Origin of the sequence: Alicyclobacillus vulcanalis, assembly GCF_900156755.1 — a bacterium.
In the GTDB taxonomy this organism is placed as follows: Bacteria; Bacillota; Bacilli; order Alicyclobacillales; family Alicyclobacillaceae; genus Alicyclobacillus; species Alicyclobacillus vulcanalis.
Map to the genome: position 1 here is coordinate 137060 of NZ_FTOO01000004.1, position 22715 is coordinate 159774.

General features: G+C 64.0%; 16 protein-coding genes and 2 pseudogenes. 5 read left to right on the top strand and 13 right to left on the bottom strand.

What is annotated here, in order from left to right:
- Nucleotides 1-47: 47 nt before the first annotated feature.
- Nucleotides 48-1013: an MraY family glycosyltransferase gene (locus BW934_RS06400; RefSeq protein WP_076346281.1), complete on the top strand. Its 966-nt coding sequence runs from the start codon at nt 48-50 to the stop codon at nt 1011-1013.
- A gap of 260 nt (nt 1014-1273) precedes the next feature.
- Nucleotides 1274-3988 carry an aconitate hydratase AcnA gene (gene acnA / locus BW934_RS06405; protein ID WP_076346283.1) on the top strand — a complete coding sequence of 905 codons (2715 nt, stop codon included), beginning with the start codon at nt 1274-1276 and terminating at the stop codon, nt 3986-3988.
- 74 nt (nt 3989-4062) lie between these two features.
- Here acnA and BW934_RS06410 read toward each other — a convergent pair whose 3' ends face one another.
- From BW934_RS06410 to BW934_RS06435, 6 genes are all read right to left on the bottom strand, one after another.
- Nucleotides 4063-4851 carry a carbohydrate ABC transporter permease gene (locus BW934_RS06410; RefSeq protein ID WP_407639950.1) on the bottom strand — a complete coding sequence of 263 codons (789 nt, stop codon included), beginning with the start codon at nt 4849-4851 and terminating at the stop codon, nt 4063-4065.
- Nucleotides 4852-4904: 53 nt separating this feature from the next.
- On the bottom strand, nt 4905-5837 hold the full coding sequence (locus BW934_RS06415; RefSeq protein WP_076346287.1) for a carbohydrate ABC transporter permease: 933 nt from the start codon (nt 5835-5837) through the stop codon (nt 4905-4907).
- A gap of 56 nt (nt 5838-5893) precedes the next feature.
- A complete protein-coding gene (locus BW934_RS06420) occupies nt 5894-7159 on the bottom strand; it encodes an ABC transporter substrate-binding protein (RefSeq protein WP_076346456.1) in 1266 nt (421 codons plus the stop codon).
- Between the two features lie 92 nt (nt 7160-7251).
- Entirely contained in the window at nt 7252-9504 is a 2253-nt protein-coding gene (locus BW934_RS06425) for an amylo-alpha-1,6-glucosidase (RefSeq protein ID WP_076346289.1), read from the bottom strand.
- A 22-nt stretch (nt 9505-9526) separates the two neighbouring features.
- A complete protein-coding gene (locus BW934_RS06430; protein WP_076346291.1) occupies nt 9527-10525 on the bottom strand; it encodes a LacI family DNA-binding transcriptional regulator in 999 nt (332 codons plus the stop codon).
- A gap of 214 nt (nt 10526-10739) precedes the next feature.
- On the bottom strand, nt 10740-11906 hold the full coding sequence (locus BW934_RS06435; RefSeq protein WP_076346293.1) for an iron-containing alcohol dehydrogenase: 1167 nt from the start codon (nt 11904-11906) through the stop codon (nt 10740-10742).
- Nucleotides 11907-12099: 193 nt separating this feature from the next.
- On the opposite strand from BW934_RS06435, the gene BW934_RS06440 reads away from it, so the two are divergent.
- Together BW934_RS06440 and BW934_RS06445 are read left to right on the top strand one after the other, a co-directional pair.
- A complete protein-coding gene (locus tag BW934_RS06440; protein WP_076346295.1) occupies nt 12100-13005 on the top strand; it encodes a DMT family transporter in 906 nt (301 codons plus the stop codon).
- Between the two features lie 69 nt (nt 13006-13074).
- Nucleotides 13075-14394 (top strand): annotated as a pseudogene (locus BW934_RS06445) (NAD(P)/FAD-dependent oxidoreductase).
- 20 nt (nt 14395-14414) lie between these two features.
- On the opposite strand, the gene BW934_RS06450 reads toward BW934_RS06445, so the two are convergent.
- Nucleotides 14415-14609 (bottom strand): hypothetical protein, encoded by a 195-nt coding sequence (locus BW934_RS06450; RefSeq protein ID WP_076346297.1) that lies wholly within the window; start codon nt 14607-14609, stop codon nt 14415-14417.
- A 92-nt stretch (nt 14610-14701) separates the two neighbouring features.
- On the opposite strand from BW934_RS06450, the gene BW934_RS06455 reads away from it, so the two are divergent.
- Nucleotides 14702-15304: a Maf family protein gene (locus tag BW934_RS06455; protein WP_076346299.1), complete on the top strand. Its 603-nt coding sequence runs from the start codon at nt 14702-14704 to the stop codon at nt 15302-15304.
- Here the strand turns inward: BW934_RS06455 and BW934_RS06460 are convergent.
- The 6 genes and pseudogenes from BW934_RS06460 to BW934_RS06485 all read right to left on the bottom strand — a co-directional run bounded on the left by BW934_RS06460 (nt 15282) and on the right by BW934_RS06485 (nt 22712).
- A complete protein-coding gene (locus tag BW934_RS06460) occupies nt 15282-16457 on the bottom strand; it encodes an alpha-hydroxy-acid oxidizing protein (RefSeq protein WP_076346301.1) in 1176 nt (391 codons plus the stop codon). The genes BW934_RS06455 and BW934_RS06460 overlap by 23 nt on opposite strands.
- Before the next feature lie 12 nt (nt 16458-16469).
- Complete coding sequence (locus BW934_RS06465; protein WP_076346303.1) at nt 16470-18149, bottom strand: long-chain fatty acid--CoA ligase; 1680 nt, start codon at nt 18147-18149, stop codon at nt 16470-16472.
- Between the two features lie 67 nt (nt 18150-18216).
- Nucleotides 18217-19194: an alpha-ketoacid dehydrogenase subunit beta gene (locus BW934_RS06470; RefSeq protein WP_076346305.1), complete on the bottom strand. Its 978-nt coding sequence runs from the start codon at nt 19192-19194 to the stop codon at nt 18217-18219.
- Nucleotides 19182-20218: pseudogene (gene pdhA, locus BW934_RS06475) on the bottom strand (pyruvate dehydrogenase (acetyl-transferring) E1 component subunit alpha). The gene BW934_RS06470 and the pseudogene pdhA overlap by 13 nt, the downstream one beginning before the upstream one ends.
- A 77-nt stretch (nt 20219-20295) precedes the next feature.
- Entirely contained in the window at nt 20296-21372 is a 1077-nt protein-coding gene (locus BW934_RS06480) for a class I SAM-dependent methyltransferase (protein ID WP_234969637.1), read from the bottom strand.
- Between the two features lie 173 nt (nt 21373-21545).
- A complete protein-coding gene (locus tag BW934_RS06485; RefSeq protein WP_076346307.1) occupies nt 21546-22712 on the bottom strand; it encodes a trans-sulfuration enzyme family protein in 1167 nt (388 codons plus the stop codon).
- Between the last annotated feature and the right edge of the window lie 3 nt (nt 22713-22715).

Genomic DNA, 22715 nt, shown 5'->3' on the forward strand with positions numbered 1-22715 from the left:
GTTTAGTATAATTGCCGTGGAATGACACGAGCTAGGGAGAGACACGTATGCCCCTTTGGCTGTCGGGACTTGTCGCTTTTGCGCTCGCCTACCTGCTGGCGCCTTCCATGAGAAAACTGGCTCTCCGATACCGTTTTGTGGACCTGCCGAACGAGCGAAAGATCCATCGAGATCCGCTGCCGCTGCTCGGAGGCGCGGCCATCTTCGCCGGGGTCATCGGCGCATGCCTCGCCGGCGCGCTGTGGAAGAACTGGCTGCACACACCGTATATCGGCGTCGTGATCGGCGCCACCATGCTCTTTGTCATTGGGCTTCTGGACGACTATCACAAGACGAGGGGCAAGGACTTCTCCGTTGGCATCCGGTTTGTGGTGCAGATTCTTGCGGCGCTCATGGTCCCGCTGTTTGGGGGCGCGATTCAAGGCTTCACATCTCCGTTCGACGGCCATCACTTCGTGGCCATTCCCCCTTATCTTTCGCTCTTCCTCACGTTGCTTTGGATTGTGGGCGTCACGAACGTGTTCAACTTCCTGGACGGCGTGGATGGTCTCGCGGCCGGCATCGCAGCCATCTCGGCGACGACGCTGTTTTTTGTGGCGCTCATCAAAGGCGACGTGTCGTCGGCTTGGTTTGCCATCGCCGTGACGGGCGCAGCCGTCGGCTTTTTGCGGCACAACTTCTACCCGGCCCGCATCATCATGGGCGACGCGGGGTCGACGGTGCTCGGCTACCTGCTCGCTTCCATCGCGTCCATCGGCGCCTTCAAATCGGCGACCGTCGTGTCCATCGGCGTACCCATTCTCGCGCTCGGCGTGCCGATCTTCGACGCGGTGCGCGTCGTGTTTCTTCGGGCCCGCGCGGGGCGCCCGGTGTACAAGCCTGACCAAAATCACGTGCATCACTGGCTGTTGCGCCTCGGCCTGACACAGGTGCAGACCGTGACGGTGGTGTACCTGATCAGCGCCTGTTTTTCCTTGGTTTCGATGCTCGTCCTTTTGCTCAATCGAGGATAAGGGGTGGCCCCGCGCCCGGCCAGAAGGCCGGGCGCTTTTGTCTTCCTGCCGAGCGCTGCCCCGAGGCGGCGCGCCTTGCGCAATTCCCTCCATGGTAGTAGAGTGACAGAGGACTTGTCTCATGCGAACGCTTCCAAACCCTCGCCCGCTTTCATCGCAGGTTTTCGATATCGGTATCGGCAATCTGGATGAGGATTCGACAGATTCGAGGGTCGCGTCGCAAAATAGAGGCAGAACCCAGGTAGAAGGAGTGAGTCAAGGTGGGCGCCAATCTGTTTCAATCCAAACAGACCCTCACCGTTGGCGGGAAGTCGTACACGTACTACCGCCTGAATGCTCTTCAAGAGCAGGGCGTGGCCGACATTTCTCGCCTCCCCATTTCCATCAAAATTCTTCTCGAATCGGTCCTCCGCCAGTACGATGGCCGCGTCATCACGGAGGAACACGTGCGCGAACTGGCCAACTGGAACGCGGAAAACCCGGCGAAGTCCGAGGTGCCCTTCAAGCCTGCTCGCATTCTGCTCCAGGATTTCACGGGCGTCCCGGTCGTCGTGGACCTCGCCGCCATGCGCACCGCTATGCACAAGCTCGGGGGCAATCCGAAGCGGATCAACCCGCTCATCCCGGTCGATCTCGTCATCGACCACTCCGTGCAGGTGGACGCATTTGGCTCCAAAGAGGCTCTCGAATTCAACATCGCAAAGGAATTTGAGCGGAACGAAGAGCGCTACCGCTTCCTTCGCTGGGCGCAGACGGCATTCGACAGCTTCCGCGCGGTTCCGCCAGGCATGGGCATTGTCCACCAGGTGAACCTCGAATACCTCGCCCGCGTCGTGCAGGAGCGCACGGTCGACGGGGAACAGGTGGTCTTCCCGGACAGCCTCGTCGGCACCGACTCGCACACCACGATGATCAACGGCGTGGGCGTGCTCGGCTGGGGCGTCGGCGGTATCGAGGCGGAGGCGTGCATGCTCGGCCAGCCCCTCTACTTCGTCCAGCCCGAGGTCATCGGCTTTAAGCTGACGGGCAAATTGCCCGAGGGCGCGACGGCCACCGACCTGGCGCTGACCGTCGTGAACATGCTGCGCAAAAAGGGCGTGGTCGGCAAGTTCGTGGAGTTCTACGGCGCTGGCCTCTCCAACATCAGCGTGGCGGATCGCGCGACCATCGCCAACATGGCGCCCGAGTACGGCGCAACGATGGGCTTCTTCCCCATCGACCAGGCGACGCTCGACTATCTCCGCCTGACAGGGCGCGACGAGTCGCTTCTCCAGCTCGTCGAGGCGTACGCGAAGGCACAGGGCATGTTCCGCACCGACGATATGCCGGATCCGGTCTTCACCGACACGCTGGAGCTCGATCTCGGCTCCGTTCAGCCGACGATGGCGGGTCCGAAGCGGCCGCAGGATAAAATCTTCCTCTCCGATATGAAGCAAAACTTCGAGGCCGCGCTTGAGAAGCCGGTGTCGGAGGGAGGCTTTGGGCTCGCGGGGGATCGAGACAAGAAGGCGGTCGTCAAGTATCCGGACGGTCAGCAGGACGAGATCCAACACGGTGCGGTCGTGATCGCAGCCATCACGAGCTGTACCAACACCTCGAACCCGTCCGTAATGATCGGCGCCGGGCTGCTCGCCAAGAAGGCGGTGGAAAAGGGCCTGAAGACGCCTCGGTATGTCAAGACGTCGCTCGCGCCCGGATCGCGCGTGGTGAGCGATTACCTCGAGCGCGCCGGACTGCTCGAGCCGCTCTCGAAGCTCGGTTTTGATATTGTCGGCTACGGCTGCACGACGTGTATCGGCAACAGCGGTCCGCTGCCCGACGAAGTGGCGAAGGCGATTCAGGAGAACGATCTCCTCGTGTCCGCCGTGTTGTCCGGCAACCGCAACTTCGAGGGGCGCATCCACTCGCTGGTGCGCGCGAACTACCTCGCGTCGCCGCCGCTCGTCGTGGCGTACGCCATCGCTGGCACGGTCGACATCGATCTCGTCAACGAGCCGATTGGCAAGGACGCCGACGGCAACGACGTGTTCCTGAGGGACATCTGGCCGTCGAACGAGGAGATCCAGGCGGTCATCCGCCAGATCATCAATCCGGAGATGTTCAAGAAGGAATACGAGAGCGTGTTCAACCGGAACGAGCGGTGGAATCAGCTGGACGTCCCGAAGGGCGAGCTGTACGAGTGGGATCCGAATTCCACCTACATCCAGGAGCCGCCGTTCTTCGAGGGCCTGTCGGAACAAGTGCCCGACATCCAGCCCATTCAGAGCGCGCGGGTGCTCGCCTACCTGGGCGATTCGGTCACGACCGACCACATCTCTCCCGCCGGCAGCATCGCACCGTCGAGCCCGGCTGGCCAGTACCTGCAGCAAAAGGGCGTCAAGCCGCATGAGTTCAACTCGTACGGCTCCCGGCGCGGCAACCACGAGGTCATGATGCGGGGCACGTTCGCCAACATCCGCATCCGCAACAAGGTGGCGCCTGGCACGGAGGGCGGTTACACGACCTACTTCCCCACGGGCGAAGTCATGCCGATTTACGACGCGGCGATGAAATACAAGGCAGACGGCACGCCGCTGGTGGTCATCGCGGGTAAGGAGTACGGAACCGGTTCGTCGCGCGACTGGGCGGCGAAGGGCACGTACCTGCTTGGTGTCAAGGCCGTGATCGCGGAGAGCTTCGAGCGCATCCACCGCAGCAACCTGGTGGGCATGGGCGTGCTGCCGCTCGAATTCATCGATGGACAGAACGCGGAGACGCTCGGCTTGACGGGGCGTGAAACCTACAACATCCAAGGCCTGTCGAACGACCTGAAACCGCGGCAGACGGTCACCGTCGAGGTCACGCGCGAGGACGGATCGACCTTCACGTTCCAAGCGCTCGTGCGGCTGGACAGCGACATCGAGGTGGACTACTACCGCAACGGCGGCATCCTGCAGACGGTGCTGCGCAACTTCATGCGCGAGCAGCGCGCTTGATGCGACGTGCGCGATCCGTCAAAAAGGGGCTCCCACGAGGGAGCCCCTTTTTCATGCGCCCAGCGACCGGGCGATCAACCCTTGAGCCCGGCCTGCGAGACGCCCTGGATGAACTGGCGTTGAAAGATGACGAAGACGACCATCATGGGAACCGTGAGCAGCACCATGCCTGCCATCACGCTGTTCCAGTACGCGTTGTACTGCCCGTAGAAGGAGTTGAGGCCGACGGGCAGCGTGTACATGTTGGTCGTCTGCCCGATGAGCAGCGGCCAGAGAAAGGAGTTCCAGTTCCCCTGAAACGTCAGGATGGTCTGGGCGGCGAGCAGGGGCCGGGCGAGCGGCAACATGATGCGAAAAAACATGCCGAAGTGACCCAGGCCGTCGATGCGAGCCGCTTCCTCGAGCTCCTTCGGGATCCCGAGAAAGAACTGTCTGGATAGGAACACCATGGTGGAGCTCAGCAAAAACGGAACGGTGAGCCCCACGTAGGAGTTGATCCAGCCGAGGTTGGCGAGCAACATGTAAATGGGCACGAGCACGACCTGGCCCGGAATCATCATCACGCCAAGGAACACGTAAAACAGAAGTCCTCGCCCCGGGAAACGCAGCCGCGCAAACGCATAGCCGGCAAGCGTATTGACCGCCAGGTTCCCGGCGGTGACGATGAAGGCCACAATGGCGCTGTTGAGAAACCAGCGTCCAAACGGGAAGTTGTGCAGGATGGAGGTATAGCTGGACAGCGTCAACGTGCGCCAGGGCACGAAGAGCTGAAACACTTCCGAAGTGGGCTTGACCGACGTGTAAATCGACCAAAGAAACGGCACCAGCGAAATGGCCGCGTAGACCACAGCAAGCACGTACATCCCCAGGCCCGCTCTGCGCCAAGAGCGAGCGTGTCGCGGAGAGGCGGCGCGCATCACGCATCCTCCCTTCCGAGCCAGAGTTGCTGAATCAGTGTCAGCACCAGGATGATGGCAAACAGGACGAAGCCCATGGCCGATGCATAGCCCATCTGCATGGTGCGGAACCCTTTTTCAAAAAGGTCGAGCACCACGGTCATGGTGTACTGCTGCGGCAGTGAGCTCGCGCTTGAAATGACGTAGACGAGGTCGAACACCTGAAACGCGCCGATCATGCCGAGCACGACGACCAAAAAGGTCGTCCGCCGCAGCGAAGGGATGGTGATGTAGCGCAACATGGTGTAGCCTGCCGCGCCATCGATGGCCGCGGCCTCATACAGTTCCTCTGGAATCTCCTGCAGCGCAGCCAGGTAGATCACCATGAACTGTCCTGCCGTCGTCCACACGGCCACCGCCATAATGGCGGGAAACGCAAACACCGGGCTGTTGAAGTAATCTGGGCCTTGCACGTGAAACAGCAGGTACAACAACCGGTTCAAAAGCCCGTTGGGCTGGAACAGGAAGCTGAAGATCACGGCCACGCCGACCGTCGACGTGATCGACGGGAGGTAGTAGATCACGCGAAACAGCGTCTTTCCGCGAATGCGGTTGACGATCACGGCCAACATCAGCGCGATGGCGGTCTGCACAGGCACGACGACGAGGGCGTAGACGGTGGTGTTCCACAGCGCCCGCAGGAACACGGGGTCTTCGAACAAATGAACATAATTGAGAAATCCGACAAAATGAGCGTCCAGCGGATCGAGATACGAAAAATGCTTGAAGCTGATGACGAAGGCGTACACAATCGGCCCCAGCAAGAATACCACGAGTTCCACGATGGCGGGCAGGATGAACAGGTATCCCGCGAGCGCCTGTTCGACGACGTTCCAGCGAAAGCGCCTTCTGTACCCCGAAGCTCGCGGCATTCGGGCGTTGGCGACGCTCATGCGCACCCCTCCTCCGTGCGGCGGCGGAGCAGATGCACGCCCCGCCGCCCCGCACCTCAGTCGTTCATCTGCGAAGCGAGCGTCTGCTGCGCCTGGCTCAAGACCTGCTGGGCAGGCTCTTTCTTCAAAATGCCCTCCTGCGTCGCGTTGTTGATGGCGTCGAGGAAGTTTTGGCCGAGCGTGCCGAACTGGTACGGGATGGCGCCCTTCAGCCCATCGACAAACGCCTTGTAGGACGGATATTTCTTCAGAAATTCGCCTTGTTCACTGGTGCGCGAGGGGATGGCCAGGCCGGAGTCGGCCGTCATCTTCAGCGCCTCTTTGCCCGTCATGAAGAACAAGAGCTTCGCAGCCGCATCCGGGTTCTTGGTGTACTTCGACATCTCGTACGCCACCGTGAACAGCATGTTGGCGTCATGCCCCGCGAGCGACGGGAAGTCCGCGATCTCATACTTCATCTTGGGCGCGGTCTGCTGCATGAACGGCACAATCCAGGCGCCCTCGAGGGCCATGGCGGCCTTGCCCTCCGCAAACGGCACCCCCGCCCATGATCCGCCCTGATTCTGGGGCGTCACGAAGTTGCCGCTCTCCATCTCCTTCATGAACCAGGTCAGGCCAGGCACGTTGGCCTTGCTCGTGAACGTGGCCTGGTTTTTGGCCTTGTTGTAATAGCTCCCGCCCATGTCCACGACGAAGGGATAGTAGCGCGCCACGTCGATCGGCATGTCGAGCGGCACAATGCCCTTCGCCTTGAGCTTAGCCGCGTCCTGATCGAATTCGGCGAACGTCTTCGGCGGCGCCTGAATCCCGGCTTTCGCCAACAGCGCGGGGTTGTACTCCAGCGCCATGGTGTTCATGTCCTTCGGCAGGCCGTAGATGTGCCCCTGCCAGGTGAACGCGTCCAAGAGATTCTTCTGGAAATCGGACAGATCCACGTGATCCGCCTTGATAAAGCTGTCGAGCGGCATAATCGCTCCCGAGGCCTCGAGCGTCGGAGCGTACGACGAATCGACGTAGAAGATGTCCGGCGCGTCGTGCGCGGCCAGCATCGGCTGGAGCGCCTGAAGGTAGTTGCCGGTGATGACCTGGATGCTGACCTTGATGTTTGGATTTTCCTTCTCAAACAGGGCGACCTGGCGCTGCACGAGCTGTTTCTCCGCCGGGCTCGACGCCCACATCCCAAGCGTCAGATGCACGGGCGCAGCTGACGCACTGCCCACGCTCCCGCCGTTGGACGGCGCATTCTGCGCCTGACCACACGCTGTGACCGCCCCCAGGGCGATCACGGCCGCTCCTGCCATGCCGAGCATTTGCTTTTTCATGTGTCGTTTGACCTCCCGTGGTTTCAATTTGACCCCACCTCTTCGCCACATGCCTTGGCCTTCGAATTCCCGCCACTCCGCCGACTCCGCCATCAGCCGGCCGACATCACCTCCTTCGCGCCGCGTTCAAGGGTGACGTCGAGTCCCGTGCTGTTCTCCAGAATGTCGACGGCCACGCCTGTCTCCGTTCGCGTCACCGACACGGACAACGTGCCACGCCCCGCGCGAAGGCCCCTGACCACGAGCTCCTTCATGCCCTCGGGGAGCCGCGGGCACAGCGCGATCTCGCCTCGAGGTGCGTCGGGGCGGAATCCGAGCAGGCTTTCCAGCACCATGGCCGGCACCGCCGCCGCCCACGCCTGCGGCGAACAGGACACCGGGTAAGGCACCGGCCGCGGGGACTCGTCCCGCGAAAACCCGCAGAACAACTCCGGCAGGCGGTGATGCGGAAAGTGCGCCTGCGCGCGCATCAGCCCCTCGAAAACCCGCTCCGCCTCGGTCCACGCGCCCTGGCGCACGAGACCCGCGAAAATCAGGCTCGTGTCGTGCGGCCAAACGGACCCATTGTGGTAGCTCATCGGATTGTAGCGGCGCTCCTTCGCGGAGAGCGTGCGAATGCCAAAGCCCGAGAACATGTCCTCGTCCACCACCCGCCGCGCCACGACCTCCGCCAGCTCGGGCGGCAACAGGTTGCTCAACAGCACCTGGCCCATGTTCGACGACGCGACGGAAAGCGGACGCTTCCAGCCATCGAGGGCCATGGCGATCTCGCCCTTGTCGGGCAACCAGAATGCGCGCAGGAACCGCGCGCGCAGCTCTTCCGCACGGCCTTTCAGCTCGTCCGCCTTCTTTCCCTCGCCCATCTCGCGATACATGTCGCTCCACGCCTCGTACGCCCTGTGCGCATAGGCCTGCACCTCAGCCAGGGCTATCGGCCCTCGCGCCAGGCTCCCGTCCGCGTGCACCATGGAGTCGCCGGAATCCTTCCATCCCTGATTGGCGATCCCGCCCTCCGCTTCTCGCTCGTACTCGAGAAATCCATCTCCGTCGCGATCGCCGTACGTCTGCATCCAACGGAGGGCCCGCTCCGCGTGCGGAAGCATGCGCTCGATGAACCGCTCATCCGCCGTGAACCGCCAGTAGTCGGCGAGCAGGATGAGGAACAGCGGCGTGGCGTCGATGCTGCCGTAGTACGGCCGGAAGGGAACGCGTCCCGTGCGGGCGAGCTCGCCGTCTCGGAGTTCGTGCAGGATCTTGCCTGGCTGTTCATCGCGGCTCCGGTCCTCCCGTTGGCCCTGGAAGGAGGCCAGCGTCGCAAGGGTTCCGCGCGCAATTTCGGGCGCAGCCGAGAGGATTTGTCTGGCCGCAATCAGGCTGTCACGCCCGAACGGCACAGCGTACCAGGGGACGCCAGCCACGAGAAACGGGCCAAACCCGAAATCGGATTGGAGCATGCGAAGGTCGCGCATCCCTTGCTCGTACCACCTGCGAAAAGCGTCGTCGCCCGCCACAGACGGTGCGTCATCGAGCCATGCGCCAGGCGCCGACACGCACGCCACAAGGGCGGATTCCGCTCCCGCGCCGTCGCCAGAAGCCGGGCGAGGCGCCGTCTTTCTGGAAACGTTTTCGGAAACACACAAGACGTCCCCTGCGCTGCCCACCCCGTGAACGACCGCCGCAGGATCCTCCACCACAGGCGTCACGGTGAGCGTCCAGGCCACGGCACCTCCCGGCATCACCGTAATGGGGCAGCGCCCGCAAAGGGCTCCAGGCGCATCGCTCCAGGCGACCGAAGGTGCGCGGCTCTGTTCGCCTTCCGGCCCTGTGGCCACGGCGAGCTCCGCGCGGGTCTCCCACGCGCGCCCATCCGAGCTGTGATAGTTGAATCCGCAAACGTTTCCGGCGATGAACGAACGCACCTCGCGCTCCGGATGTTCCACGCCAAATCCGCGAACCTCAAACATATCGGCAAAGTCCGCGGCAAGCTGATACTCGAGCTCAAGGTGCACCGGGCGATCACCAAAATTGCGCACGATACCGCTTTCTTGAAAACACGATCCATCCACGCGCTGCCTGCGCTCGACGAGCAGGCTTTCGCGCGCCGGATCGGCCTCGGAGCGCGGCGGGCGATTCGTGTATCGGTACACCGACTCGGCGCCCGACGCCGCCACCGCGTCCAACCTCACCCACACGTCGGGGGCCATCCGCCAGCCGAGCGCCGAAAGGACGCGCGTGTCCCTCGTATACAGGCCGTGACCGGAAACGTTTTCAACCCCATGCGCGCTCAGGCCTTCTTCGTCCCCATACCAGAACAGGTCGTTTTCTTTGATGACCCATCCATCCATGATGTTTCCCCCATTCTCGCGATCAGGCCGTCTCGCGCACCACGAGTTGCGGCGGCAGAAGCGTGCCGGACGGCATCTCGCCTTTCTGAAGCATGGAAATCAGCATGCTTGCGGCTTCGCAGCCCATCTCATACCGCGGCTGTGCCACCGTCGTCAGCTGGGGCGACACAAATCGCGCCAGGTCAATATCGTCGAACCCAACCACCGCGAGATCCTGAGGCACGCGAATTCCCTCTTCTTTGCAATACTGAAGGCCGCCGATCGCCATGAGGTCGCTCGCAAAAAACACGCCGTCCACGTCCGGATGACGCCGAAGCAAGTCGGCGAGCGCCCTTTGCCCGCCCTCCAGCGTGAAGTCCGCGTACACCACCACGCGTTCATCGTAGCCGCCCACGTACTGGCGCATCGCCTCTTCGAATCCTCGCAGCCGCTCTCGACTCACCGCCGCGTGCGCCGCCCCGTTCACAAAACCAATCCGCTTGCATCCCCGCGCGACCAGGTGGCGCACGGCGTACCGCGCCCCGTTGACGTTGTCGGTCATCACATAGCCGCAGTGCCGGCTCAAGAGCGGCAGATCGATCACGACGCTCGGAAGGGACGACTCCACGACCTCTTCGACGTACGGATCGTCCAAGCGAATGCCCATGACGATCACGCCGTCCAACCCGCGGGCTCGACAAAAATCGACGTAGCTCACGAGCTGCTGGCGCGCCGTGTCCGTGCTGACGAGCGTGACATCGTAGCCGTGCTCCGCAAGCGTGTCGTGCACGCCGACCAGGACGTCGTACAGGAAGTGATGGCTTCCCTTCCGAAACTCGGACACCAAAAGTCCAATGTTTTGGCTCTTCCGCAGCACGAGACTGCGCGCCACGTGACTCGGCCGGTAATTGAGTTGCTTGGCGACCTCGATGACTCGCTGGCGGGTCTCTTCGCCGACGTCCGCGGCGCCGTTCAGGGCCCGCGACACAGTCGTCACCGAGACCCCCGCCGCGCGTGCAACATCGCGGATGGTGACTCTCATGGCATAAACTCCTTTCGCGAGCCTCCTGCGCCTGCAAAACGTTTCCGGATGCACAATCTGATCGCTCGCGAGTCAGCCTCAATATACCCGAAAACGTTTTGGAAACGCAAGAGGGATGTCACCGTGGGTTCACGAACGCGCACGTCGGCGGGCCAAAGCCCATCGTTCGCCCAGTGAGCGGCGATGAGCGATGACCCGCCTGCGCGGGCGCGGTTCACAGGCTCGCGCGCAAAATGTTCAACACATCGTCCTTACCGAGTTTCCGGAAACGGCCAATCTCGCCGAAACGCACGGCCTGCGACGCCATGCGCTCGAGCTGCTCGTCGCCAATCCCGTAGTCGGCCAGGCGCTGTGGTGCACCAATCTCGCGGTAGAAGGCTCGCACCTTTTCGATGGCGATATCCGCCAGCTCCTCGTCCGACTTGCCCGTGCCGTCCACCAAAAAGACGTTTTTCGCGAGCGACGCAAATCGGCTCGGATCTGTGCTCTTCACGTAGTCCATCCAGTTCGGGAACAGGATGGCGAGCCCCCCGCCGTGCGGAATGTCGTAGACGGCGCTCACCTCGTGCTCCATCGCGTGGCAGGCCCAGTCGCCGGCGATGCCCATCGAAATCATGCCGTTCAGCGCCATCGTGCTGCAATACATGATGGTCTCGCGCGCATCGTAGTCGGTCGGGTTGTCCACGACGCGCTTCGCGTACTCCACAATCGTGCGCATCACGGCTTCGATGAGATGGCGCTGCAGCGGCGCGTGCGTCGTGGCGTGGAAGTAGTGCTCGAAGCAATGCGCGAGCATGTCGCAGATGCCGTACACCGTCTGGTCCCGCGGCACAGTGAAGGTGTTCTCCGGATCGCAGAACGAGAAGACGGGATACGTGTAAGGCGAGCCCGCGCCGAGCTTCTCCTTGGTCTCCCAGTTGGTGATGACCCCGCCCGCGTTCATTTCCGATCCCGTCGCCGCGAGCGTGAGAATGGTGCCGAGTGGAAGCGCTCCAGTGGCCTGGGCTTTGCGCTGATAGATGTCCCAGACGTCGCCGTCGAACTTGACGCCCATGGCGATGGCCTTGCCGCAGTCCAAGACCGAACCGCCGCCGACCGCCAGGATGAGATCGATCTGGTTTTGCCGACACAGCTCAATGCCCTTGTAGACCGTCGTCAGGCGCGGGTTCGGTTCGACCCCGCCCAGCTCAAACACGGTCACCTGGGCATCGCGGAGGATCTTCATGACCTTGTCGTACAGGCCAAACCGCTTGATGCTTCCGCCCCCATACAGGAGCAGCACGCGGCGTCCAATCTTCAGCACCTCATCCGCGAGGTGCTTTTCGATCTGCCCCTTTCCGTAGTACAACGTCGTCGGGTTATGAAAGCGAAAAGGTTCCATATCCATCCCTCTCATCGCGCACGATTTTCTAGTAGCTCATTCATTGTAACAACTTCCATGCCGAATGCCAAAACCGCGTCGATGCCGCCTGCCAACACCGCGCCGAATGACCTGGGACCGACCGCATTCGTTTTCGTTCTGCGCCAAAGGGCGTGCGCATACACATGGGTTGTCCGCGAGCGGAGGTGAGACCGTGACGACACCAGGCCTGTTGACCGCCATCGCGAGCGCGGCCGCCTATGCCCTGTCCTACGTGTGCCTGCGCAAGGGGCAGGCCGATACCTCGCCGCCCGACAGCGGGCTTCTTCCCGTGTTGGCCACCAGCCTCGCGATGCTTTTGATCCTCACCGCCGCCGGGATCGGACACCGGGATCCTGTCCCCATGTCCCTGCGCGGGCGAACCCTCGCCTTTTCCCTCGCATCCGGCGTCGTCGGCACCTTTCTCGGCAGGCGCCTGCTCTACCTCGCGGTCCACCGCCTCGGCGCCGTGCGCGGCGCCGTGCTGAAAGGGCTGAGCCCCGTCGTCACCGTATGCCTCGCCTACGCCTTTCTCGGCGATCCCGTCTCATGGCGCGTCGCGGCAGGCCTCCTCGGGGTGCTGTGCGCCATCGCACTTTTGGCCTTGGAAAATAGGGCGCGCCCCATGCGCGATCGCGCCCTGTTCTCGTCCGGTGCCGTGATCGGCGTCACCGCCGCCTGCCTTCAGGGCGTCGGGCACGTGTTCCGCCGCGCGGCCATGGCTGGTGGCGCGCCGGCCTCTCTCGCCGCGCTGATCGACGTCGCGGTGGCCACGCTGGCGTGTGTCGTGAGCTTCGCGATGGAGCGAAAGCTCTTGCAGCTCTGGCGCCACTACCGCCTCCACCTGTCGCCGTGGCTGCTCGCGGCCGGGGCGTCGAGCGCGCTTGGCGTTGTGCTGTTCTTCGCGAGCGCGCGTCTCATCCCCGTCGGCACTGTGGCGACCCTCGCCGCCTCAGAGCCTGTGTTTGTCGCGCTGTTCTCCTGGATCCTCATGCCTCAGCTTGAACGCCCGACCCTCTACAGCGCCTCCGCCGCCTGCCTCGTCGGGATCGCGACCATGCTCCTCTCGCACGCGGCCTAGCGCACGCCCCTCGAGTTGCCGATGGCCCCGCCTTTTCGTACACTTCAGGGAAGAAATGAGGCGGGAAGCATGACAGATGTCGTGGTCATTGGCGGAGGGCCGGCGGGACTCATGGCGGCCATCGCGGCGCGCGAAGCCGGTGCCTCCGTGGTGCTACTTGAGAAGGGGGACAAGCTCGGCCGCAAGCTCGCCATCTCCGGGGGCGGGCGGTGCAACGTGACGAACGCCAAGCCTATCCCCGAGCTCATGCAGCACGTGCTTGGCAACCCCAAGTTTCTGTACTCTTCATTCCACCGTTTCTCGAATCAGGATATCATTCAGTTCTTCGAACGACTTGGCGTCAGGTTGAAAGAAGAGGACCGCGGGCGGATGTTTCCCGTGTCCGACGATGCCCGCACCGTGGTTCGCGCCGTCATTCGCTACATGGAGCAGCTCGGCGTGAAAGCGCGGCTCAACACGCCCGTTCGGCGCATTCTGGCTCAGGATGGCCGCGTGACGGGCGTCGAAACGGGCAATCGCGAGATCGTCCCTGCTGCGGCGTGCGTCCTTGCGACGGGCGGCGCGAGCGTTCCTCAGACGGGATCGACCGGAGATGGCTACCGATTTGCGGAAGCGCTCGGCCACACCGTCGTGCCGCCGTACCCGACCGCGGTCCCGCTCACGTCGGATCACCCGCGAATTCGCGACCGATCTCTTCAAGGGCTCTCCCTCTAAGGCATCGAGCTCTCCATCTGGCGGGGCCCCAAACGCTTGACGGTCGAGCCGGGCGATCTCGTCTTCACCCACTTCGGCCTGAGCGGGCCTGCCGCCTTGCGCGCCAGCCACTACGTGACAGTGTCCCTGCGCGATCAACCTGGCGCTTTGCTTCGGGCTTCCATCGATGTGGAGCCGGACTGTCCGTTCGAACAATGGGTGGAGCGATTCAGACGGGCGCGCGACGCGCACCCGAAGCGGCGGCTGCGCACGGAGCTGGAGGACCATCTGCCGGAGAGGCTTGCGCAGTTTGTGCTCTCCGAGGCGCGCGTGGACGGCGATACACAGCTTGCCCACGCCTCGCTCGCGCAGCTTGAGGCCGTCGCACACACCTTGAAGCACCTCGAACTGCCGATCACGGGGACGCTCCCGCTCGAGAAGGCCACCGTGACGGGAGGGGGCGTGAACGTGAAGGAGATCGACCCGAAGACCATGCAGTCCAAGCGCTGCGCCGGATTGTTCTTCGCGGGCGAGGTCATGGATGTGCACGCGCACACGGGCGGATACAACATCACCATTGCGTTCTCGACGGGGCACACGGCGGGAACTGAGGCGGCCTTCTACGCCTTGGCGAACCGGGAACGCTCCCCCATGTACAGCACACAGGGCACAGACCCGGTGGGACCTGTGCCCTGAGGCTTCTCCGAGCTCTGGAATTACACCTGTTCGTCGCGCACCGAGGCGCCGTATTCGCCGTCGAGCGCTCGGGCATAACGCCCGTAGGACGGGTTTCCGTGGCGGGAGGCACTGCCGACTTTCTCGCCGCGGCGCATCGCGCGGCTCGCTTCAGCGCTCATCACCGGACCCGAGGCTTCGTCGCCTCGGCCAATCGACTTTCGCCGCGATGACATGCCACCTTCGCCTCCTTGTCGCTCGGAGCTATGGATAGCTTGGCGCCGAATGCGCGGAGGCATGTGTGCAGATTCAGGAAGGAGGAGCTGCCATGCGCATCCTGTTGGCGTCGGGATCGCCGAGAAGGCGAGAGCTTTTGGCGATGCTCGGCGTGCCATTTGTCGTGAAGCCCAGTGAAGCAGATGAAACCTTTCCGCCCGGCACGCCCCCGCGCGACGCGGTGGTGCTGCTCGCGCGGCGCAAGGCCGAGGCGGTGTGGCGGACGCTCGACGAAGCAGAGCGCCGGGACGCGGTCGTCCTGGCGGCCGACACGCTCGTCGCGATCGACCAAGACGCGCTCGGCAAGCCGCGGGACGCCGACCACGCCTTGGCCATGCTCCGACGCCTGCAGGGCCGCACACACGCCGTGTACACGGGCGTTTGCGTGCGCACGGCCGAGGCGGAGGAGGCCGCCTACGCCAAGACCGAGGTGCGGATGCGCAGGCGGGACGACGCCTGGCTTCGCGCGTACGTGGCGACCGGCGAGCCCATGGACAAGGCGGGCGCCTACGCCATTCAGGGTTACGGCAGCCTGCTTGTCGAGGCCATCGTGGGCGATTACTACAACGTCGTCGGCCTGCCGCTCGGCCTCGTGGATGAACTGTTCGGGCGCCTCGGCCTATCGCTCTTCCCTACGGGGCCTTGGCAGGCGTGAGAGCCCTCGCATCGATGGAGGCGACGGAGGCGTGACCCGCAAGCGCCATGGTGAGATCAAAGTCCGCCAGCAAATGGCGAACCACGGTCTCGACTCCGCGTTCGCCGTCGACCGCGAGCCCATAGCCGTACAGCCGGCCGACCAACACCGCGTTTGCGCCGAGCGCGATGGCCTTGAACACGTCGGCGCCGCGCCGAATGCCGCCGTCCATGAGCACGACGCGATCCGGCCCGAGGCGCGATCGGATGGACACGAGCGCATCGAGTGCAGCGACCGCGCCGTCGACCTGCCGCCCGCCGTGATTGGAGACGATGATGCCGTCGACCCCGCGCCGAAATGCCTCTTCGGCGTCGTCAGGGTGCAAAATCCCCTTCAGCAAAAGCGGCAGCTTGGTCGTCTGCCGCAGCCAGTCGAAGTCGGCCCACGTGAGCGACGGGTTCCCGAAGATCTGCGTCCAGAGGAGGATGGCGCTTGTCGGGTCCTCCTCGGGCGGACGGCGAAGTCGAGATCGAAAGGCGGGATCCGACAGGTAGTTGCCGAGGCCTTCGCCCAGGAGAAAGGGTAGGTAGGCTCGCTCGAGATCGCGCTCGCGCCAGGCCATCATGGGCGTGTCGAGCGTGACCACAATCGCCTTGCACCCGGTCGCCTCGGCGCGCCGCACGAAGCTCTCGGTCACAGCGCGATCCCGCGACCAGTAAAGCTGGAACCAGAGCGTCGCGTCGGGCGCCGCCTGGGCGATGTCCTCCATGCGGTACGTCGACGCGGAGCTCACGATGTACGGCACGCCGAGCCGCGCGGCACCGCGGCAGGCGGCCCGTTCGCCATTGGGGTGCAGGATGGACTGCACCCCAATGGGCGCGAGCAGCACGGGATACGGAAGCCGCTCCCCAAACAGCTCGACGGCGAGATCCCGCTCGGCAACGTCGCGGAACACGCGCGGGACGATCCGCCACTTCGCGAACGCCTCTTCGTTCGCCCGCATCGTCTCCCCGCGCCCCGATCCGCCTGCGAGGTACCAGAACGCCTCAGGAGAAAGCGCTTCCTTGGCTCGCGCAACCCAGTCCTCGTGCGAGATGCAAAGCGGTTCGCCGCGATACCGCCCGTTCAGGCGCATTTGGTAAATCTGAAACTGCGCTTCGTTGCCGATGTTCATGTCCGTCACTCCTCAGGGCGATGCGACCTGCCGCTTCTTGCGCTCCTCTTCCAGCAACACGCGCCACAAAATCTTGCCGCTGCCCGACATGGGCAGGCTGTCGACAAACTCGATCTCGCGCGGGCACTTGTACGCGGCCATCTGCTCGTGCGCCCACGCGATGATGTCTTCCGCGGTCACCGCGCCAACGTGATCGCGCTTGAGCACGATGAAGGCCTTCACGGTCTCGCCCCGGCGCAAGTCGGGAACGCCGACCACGCACGCCTGCTCGACGGCGGGGTGCTTGTAAAGGATGTTTTCCACCTCGGTCGGCCAGACCTTGAACCCAGAGGCGTTGATCATCCGCTTGATCCGATCGACGATGAAAAAGTACCCTTCTTCGTCGTAGCGGCCGAGATCGCCCGTGCGGAAGAAGCGCCGCCCGTCCAGCTCGATAAAGGCCTTCTCGTTTTCCTCGGGGCGATTCCAATAGCCGAGGAAGACCTGTGGGCCGCTGACGACGATCTCGCCCTCCTCGCCGGGGCCGAGCTCCGCGAGCGACTCGGGGTCAAGGATGCGCGCGTCGACGTCGAAGAGCGGCACGCCGGCGCACTGCAGCTTCGCCCTATCCGGCGGATTGGTGTGCGTCTGAGCGATGGTCTCGGACAGGCCGTAACCTTCGACGTAATCGAGTCCGGTCAGCGCCTTCAGCCGCTCGCCCACCGCCTTGGGGAGTGCCGCGCCGCCGCCACCCACCACCATGAGCGACGACAAGTCGTACGACTCGATGCGCGGGTTGGCGAGAAAATCGACCACCATTGTGGCGATGTTGGTCCAGTGCGTGACGCGCAGCTTTTCGATGAGTTCGGCTGCGGTCTCGCGGTTCCAGCGCGTCAGGATGACAAACGTGTTGCCGCCGTAAATGGGTGCGTTCATGCTGTGCTCCATGCCGGTGACGTGAAAGAACGGCAGGGTGGCGAGTACCACGCCGTCAGGCGTCACGCCGTTCCAGACCACGGCGCACACGATGTTGGCCTGAACGGTGGCGTGCGTGTGCATGCAGCCCTTCGGCACGCCGGTGGTGCCGGAGGTGTACGGAATCACGGCGAGATCGTCCGCGGTGGCCTCGCTCGGGCGCGCGGACAGCCGAGCGCCAATGGCCTGGGACCATGGCACGAGGGCGGCGTGATCGAGCGGCTGAGCCGGCTCCGCCACGACGTCCGGCACAGGGTGGGGCGGTTGTTCGGGCAATGCGTCGCGATAGCGCGCGACGACGGCCCTGTCGATCGCGCCCGCGTCCAGAAGCGGCATGACGCGAGCGACGAGCTCCTGACCGACGATCGCGACGCGCGCGCCGGAGTCCTCGAAGTAAAAGGGCAACTCGTGCGCCGTGAGCATCGGGTTGAGCGGAATCACGACCGCATCGGCGCGGAGAATCGCGTAGTAGGCGACGACAAACTGGGGCGAATTTTGCATGTAAAGCGCGACGCGATCGCCCCGCTTCACCCCGAGCTCTTGCTGCAGGTAGCCCGCGAGCGCCTCGACGTCGGCATGAAGCTCGCGATAGGAGATCTCCCGGCCGTAATAGTAGATGGCCGTCTTGTCGGGATACCGGCGCGCCGACACGGCCAGGTTGTCGTGAATCGGCGTGCGCGGCACGGTCAGGGTCCTCGGCACTCGCTTTGGCCAGTAGGCGAAATGACGCGTGAACATACCATCCCTCCTCAGATCAGCACACGTTCCAAGAAGCGCGCTCACCCAACGCGCGTTGCTCTGGCGATCACGCCTCCATCGCGCGCTCGATGGCTTCGACGACGCGCGTGACACTCGGCAACCACGCGTCCTCAAGCGCGGCCGGCGGATAGGGCGTGTCGAACCCGGCGACGCGTTCGATGGGCGAACGCAGGTGGTAGAAGCACAGGTCCATGATGGATGCGGCGATCTCGGCCCCGAGCCCGGCGTACCGCACAGCTTCATGCACAATCACGGCGCGGCCCGTCTTTTCCACGGACGCCTTCAGCGCCTGGCGGTCCAGCGGCGCGAGCGTGCGCAGGTCCAACACCTCGCAGTCGATGCCCCTTGTTGCGACCTGCGCCGCGGCGGACTCCGCGATGGATACGGTCGGTCCCCAGGCGATGAGCGTCACGTCCGAGCCTTCCCGGCGAAGCGCCGCGCGGCCGATCGGCACCTCGTAGATGCCCTCGGGCACCTCCTCGCGGAAGGCGCGATACAGGCGGATGGGCTCCAGGAACACGACGGGATCCGGCGAGTGGATGGCGCTGAGCAAAAGCCCCTTGGCATCGTAGGGACGGCTTGGCGTCACGACCACAAGGCCGGGTGTGTGCGCGAAGAGCGCCTCAAGGCTGTCGGAGTGGAGCTCCGGCGTGCGAACGCCGCCGCCGTACGGGGCGCGGATGACCGCGGGAGCCGCGAAACGTCCCTGCGTGCGGAAGCGGATGCGCGCGAGCTGTGCCGCGATTTGGTCCATCGCCTCGTAGGCAAAGCCGAGAAACTGGATTTCGGCGACGGGCTTCATGCCGGCCATGGCAAGCCCGACCGCCGTGCCGACGATGGCCTTCTCCGCGAGCGGCGTGTCGACCACCCGCGCCTCGCCGAATTCGGCTTGCAGCCCATCCGTCGCCCGAAACACGCCCCCGTTTTGGCCGACGTCCTCGCCGAAGATGACCACGCGCGGATCCTCGCGGAGGGCGATGGCCAGGGCATCGCGGACGGCTTCAATCAGCGTCATCTTTGGCATCCTAGCCCCTCCTTCGCGCGCGCGGCGAGCTCCATGGCAAGCGCCTCGGGCACCTCGGCGTACACGTGCTTCGCCGCCTCTTCGAGCGGTTTGAACGGGTACGACTCCATCTCCGCGACCGCCTGGCGCACGCGCGCCTCCGCCTCCTCCTCACACGCCGACTGGCGTTCATCGTCCCAGAGGCCCTGCCGCGTCAACCAGATGCGGAGGCGGACCAGCGGATCTCGCGCCTTCGCCCACGCCTCCACGTCCTCCGCCGCTCGGTATCTGCCGGGATCGTCCGCCGTGGTGTGCGGCCCCAACCGGTACGTGACCGCCTCGATGAGCGTCGGGCCCTCCCCGCGTCGGGCGCGCCCCACGGCATACTGCATCGCCTCATACACCGCGAAGACGTCGTTGCCGTCCACGCGCAGGCCCTCCATCCCATACGCCAACGCCTTCTGCGCGATGGTGGCGCCGATCCCGTCTGGCGATGGACCGGCACGCTGATGGCGTACTGGTTGTTTTGGCAGAAGAACACCACCGGCAGGCGCAGGACCGAGGCGAAATTCATGCCCTCGTGAAAGTCTCCCTCCGACGTGGCCCCGTCGCCGAAGTACGCCACGGCGATGTCGTCTTTCCCCTGCAGCTTGCACGCCCACCCCGCTCCGACCGCGTGCAGGATCTGCGCCGCGATCGCAATCTGAGGCGGTGCCATGTTCATCCCCTCGGGCATGCGGCCAGCGTCCGGATGCCCACGGCTCTTGAGAAACGCGTGCACAGGCTCGAGCCCATGAAACATCATCCCGGCGAGCTCGCGATACGTCGGAAAAATCCAGTCGCCAGGTCGCAGCACGGCGAAGCTCCCTACCTGGGCCGCCTCCTGGCCGCGGAATGGCGCGTAGGTGCCGAGCCTCCCCTGGCGCTGCAGAAGCTGTGCGCGCTCGTCGAATTTCCGGCAGAAGACCATGAAGGGATACCACTCGAGGGCTCGTTGAGCCGCGTTCTCGGGCATCTCGCCGACGATTTCGCCCGCCTCGTTCATCACCTGATACGGCCTTGGGTCCTCCGTGAAACGATAGACCTGCACGTCATCCACCCCGGTTTCACCGCATCGCGCGTTCAGCGCGGCTTGGCCACAATCCCATTGTGGGTCTTGATGAAGCCATGGCGCAGGATATTGAATCCGTTTTCATAAAGGTACAGCCCCATCTGGTCGATGGTCATCAGTTCGCGGTACGTGTAGTTCATGGCCTCGGCCATCACGTGGTAGAACAGCTTCGTCCTCCAGCCCAGCCTCGGCGTCGTCAGAATGGCGTAACCCCCGGGCCTGAGAAATTTGCGATGCCACTCGATGCACTCCGGTTTGTACTCATCCGGAAAATGCTCCAACAGCCCGACGCTCAGCACGATGTCAAACTCGCGGCCAAACGGCAGCTTCCGAATATCTTCCACGAGATAGGTGAGCCGCATCTGACGTTTGTACCACGCCCTTGGCGATCCCGTCTCGGGATGATACCCCAGAAACGGATAATCTTCAGGAAACTCGCCAAAACGGTGATCGCGGCAGAACGCGTCGTAGTCCACCATCACCGCCTCTCCGCCGGGATACATGGCGTACAGCTGCATCGCCTCGTACCCTTCGGCAGCACCGAGGAACAGGATGCGAGGCTTTGTCACATCCAACCCACGGAAGAGCGCGCGCTTGCCCCGCGGGTCCCAAATGGTGTCCGTCACCCGATGCGCAAGGTTCCACAGCGTGACCTGTTCGAGCTCCTGAAAGACGCTCGCCAACTCCTGCAGGCGAAACGAGGTTAGACTCTTCGCCAAGCGCTGCATGGCCTCGCGCTGCGCCTGCGGGCCGTCCTTCACGAACCAGCTGTGAAACGACCTGTTGAACATCTCCCAGCTGGTCTTCACGGGCATGGTGTCGCCGTTTTGCTCTTCCCACCTCCGCTTGCCCGAGGCGTAATTCTCCACGCGCACGGGCTTCCCCACGTCTTTCCAGGTGACGACGGACCAGTCGCGCACGGGCTTCTCCACGATGAACCGGTCCAGCTCTTCGAGGCGTGGCGCACGCAGGTCATAGCGAAACTGCGGGCCAAGCCGCGTCTGTCCCAACGCGACTGCCGGTCGAATCTCGCGCTCTGGTTCACCCGATAGGGAGACGCGCGAATCGAACCCTGAGGGCACGTTCACCCCCATCACCCCCTATTTCAGACTTGAAACGAGATTTCGAACGTTTGTGATGTACTTCTTCGACACGTCACTCATGAAATCCTATGCGCCCACCGGCCGCCGCACGCACGTCCCGTGCACGCGATGAAGCGCGGGCCGATCCCGCCCGGGTTCGGGCGAGATCGGCCCTGTCGTCAGCGCCTGCGAGACAGCACCTGCTCCGCCGCGTAATCGAGCGCCTGGCTCAAATCGTCGATCAGGTCTCCGATATGCTCAATCCCGACGGAGAGGCGCAGCAGCCGATCGGTGACGCCCACCTTCTCCCGAATCTCCGCTGGAATATCCGCGTGCGTCTGCCGCGTCGGATACGTGATGAGGGTCTCTACCCCGCCCAGGCTCTCGGCAAACGTCACGAGCTTCAGGTGCTCGAGGACAAAGGGGACCATGCGCGCGTCCAGGACTTCAAAGGACACCATGCCGCCAAATCCAGACGCCTGCTTAGCGCAGATGGACTTTCCGGGGTGCGTGTCCAGGCCCGGATAGTAGACCTTCGCGATGTCGTCGCGGGCGTCGAGCCAGGCCGCGATAGCGCTCGCGTTCATGCCGCAGCGCTCCATGCGGATGGCCAGCGTCTTCATCCCGCGCATGAGGAGCCACGCGTCCTGCGGGCCAAGCACGGCGCCGATGGAGTTTTGGACGAAGTAGAGCCGTTCGGCGATGTCTTCGGACCTCGCCACGACGAGGCCCGCGAGCACGTCGTTGTGTCCGCCCAGAAACTTGGTGGCGGAGTGAACCACGATGTCCGCGCCGAGCTCGATGGGCCGCTGAAAGTAGGGCGTCATGAACGTGTTGTCCACGATGGTGAGCCAGCCCCGCCGCTTCGCGAACAGGCTGGCCGCCGCAATGTCCGTAATCTGCATGGTGGGATTCGTGGGCGTCTCGATGAAGAGCGCGCGCGTGGTGTCGCGGCTCGCGGCCTCCACCTCGTCGAGATGCCCCGTGTGGACGTACGTCGCCTCCACGCCGAGCGGGCGGAAGATGTGCTCGAGCACGCGATAGGTGCCGCCGTAGAGATCGCTCGAGACAATGACGTGATCGCCCGGCGAGAAAAGAGAAAACACCGCATGGACCGCCGCCATGCCGGAGGAGAAGGCGAACCCGCGCACGCCGCCCTCGAGATCCGCAATGGCGTCTTCGAGGATCTTGCGGGTGGGGTTGAGTGTGCGCGTGTAATCGAACCCGGTGCTCTGGCCGAGCGCCGGATGGGCATAAGTCGTGGAATGGTAGATTGGAGCAGACACGGCTCCGGTCCCGGGATCCTGGCGGTTGCCAATCTGGGCGAGCTTGGATTCGATCTTCAACGT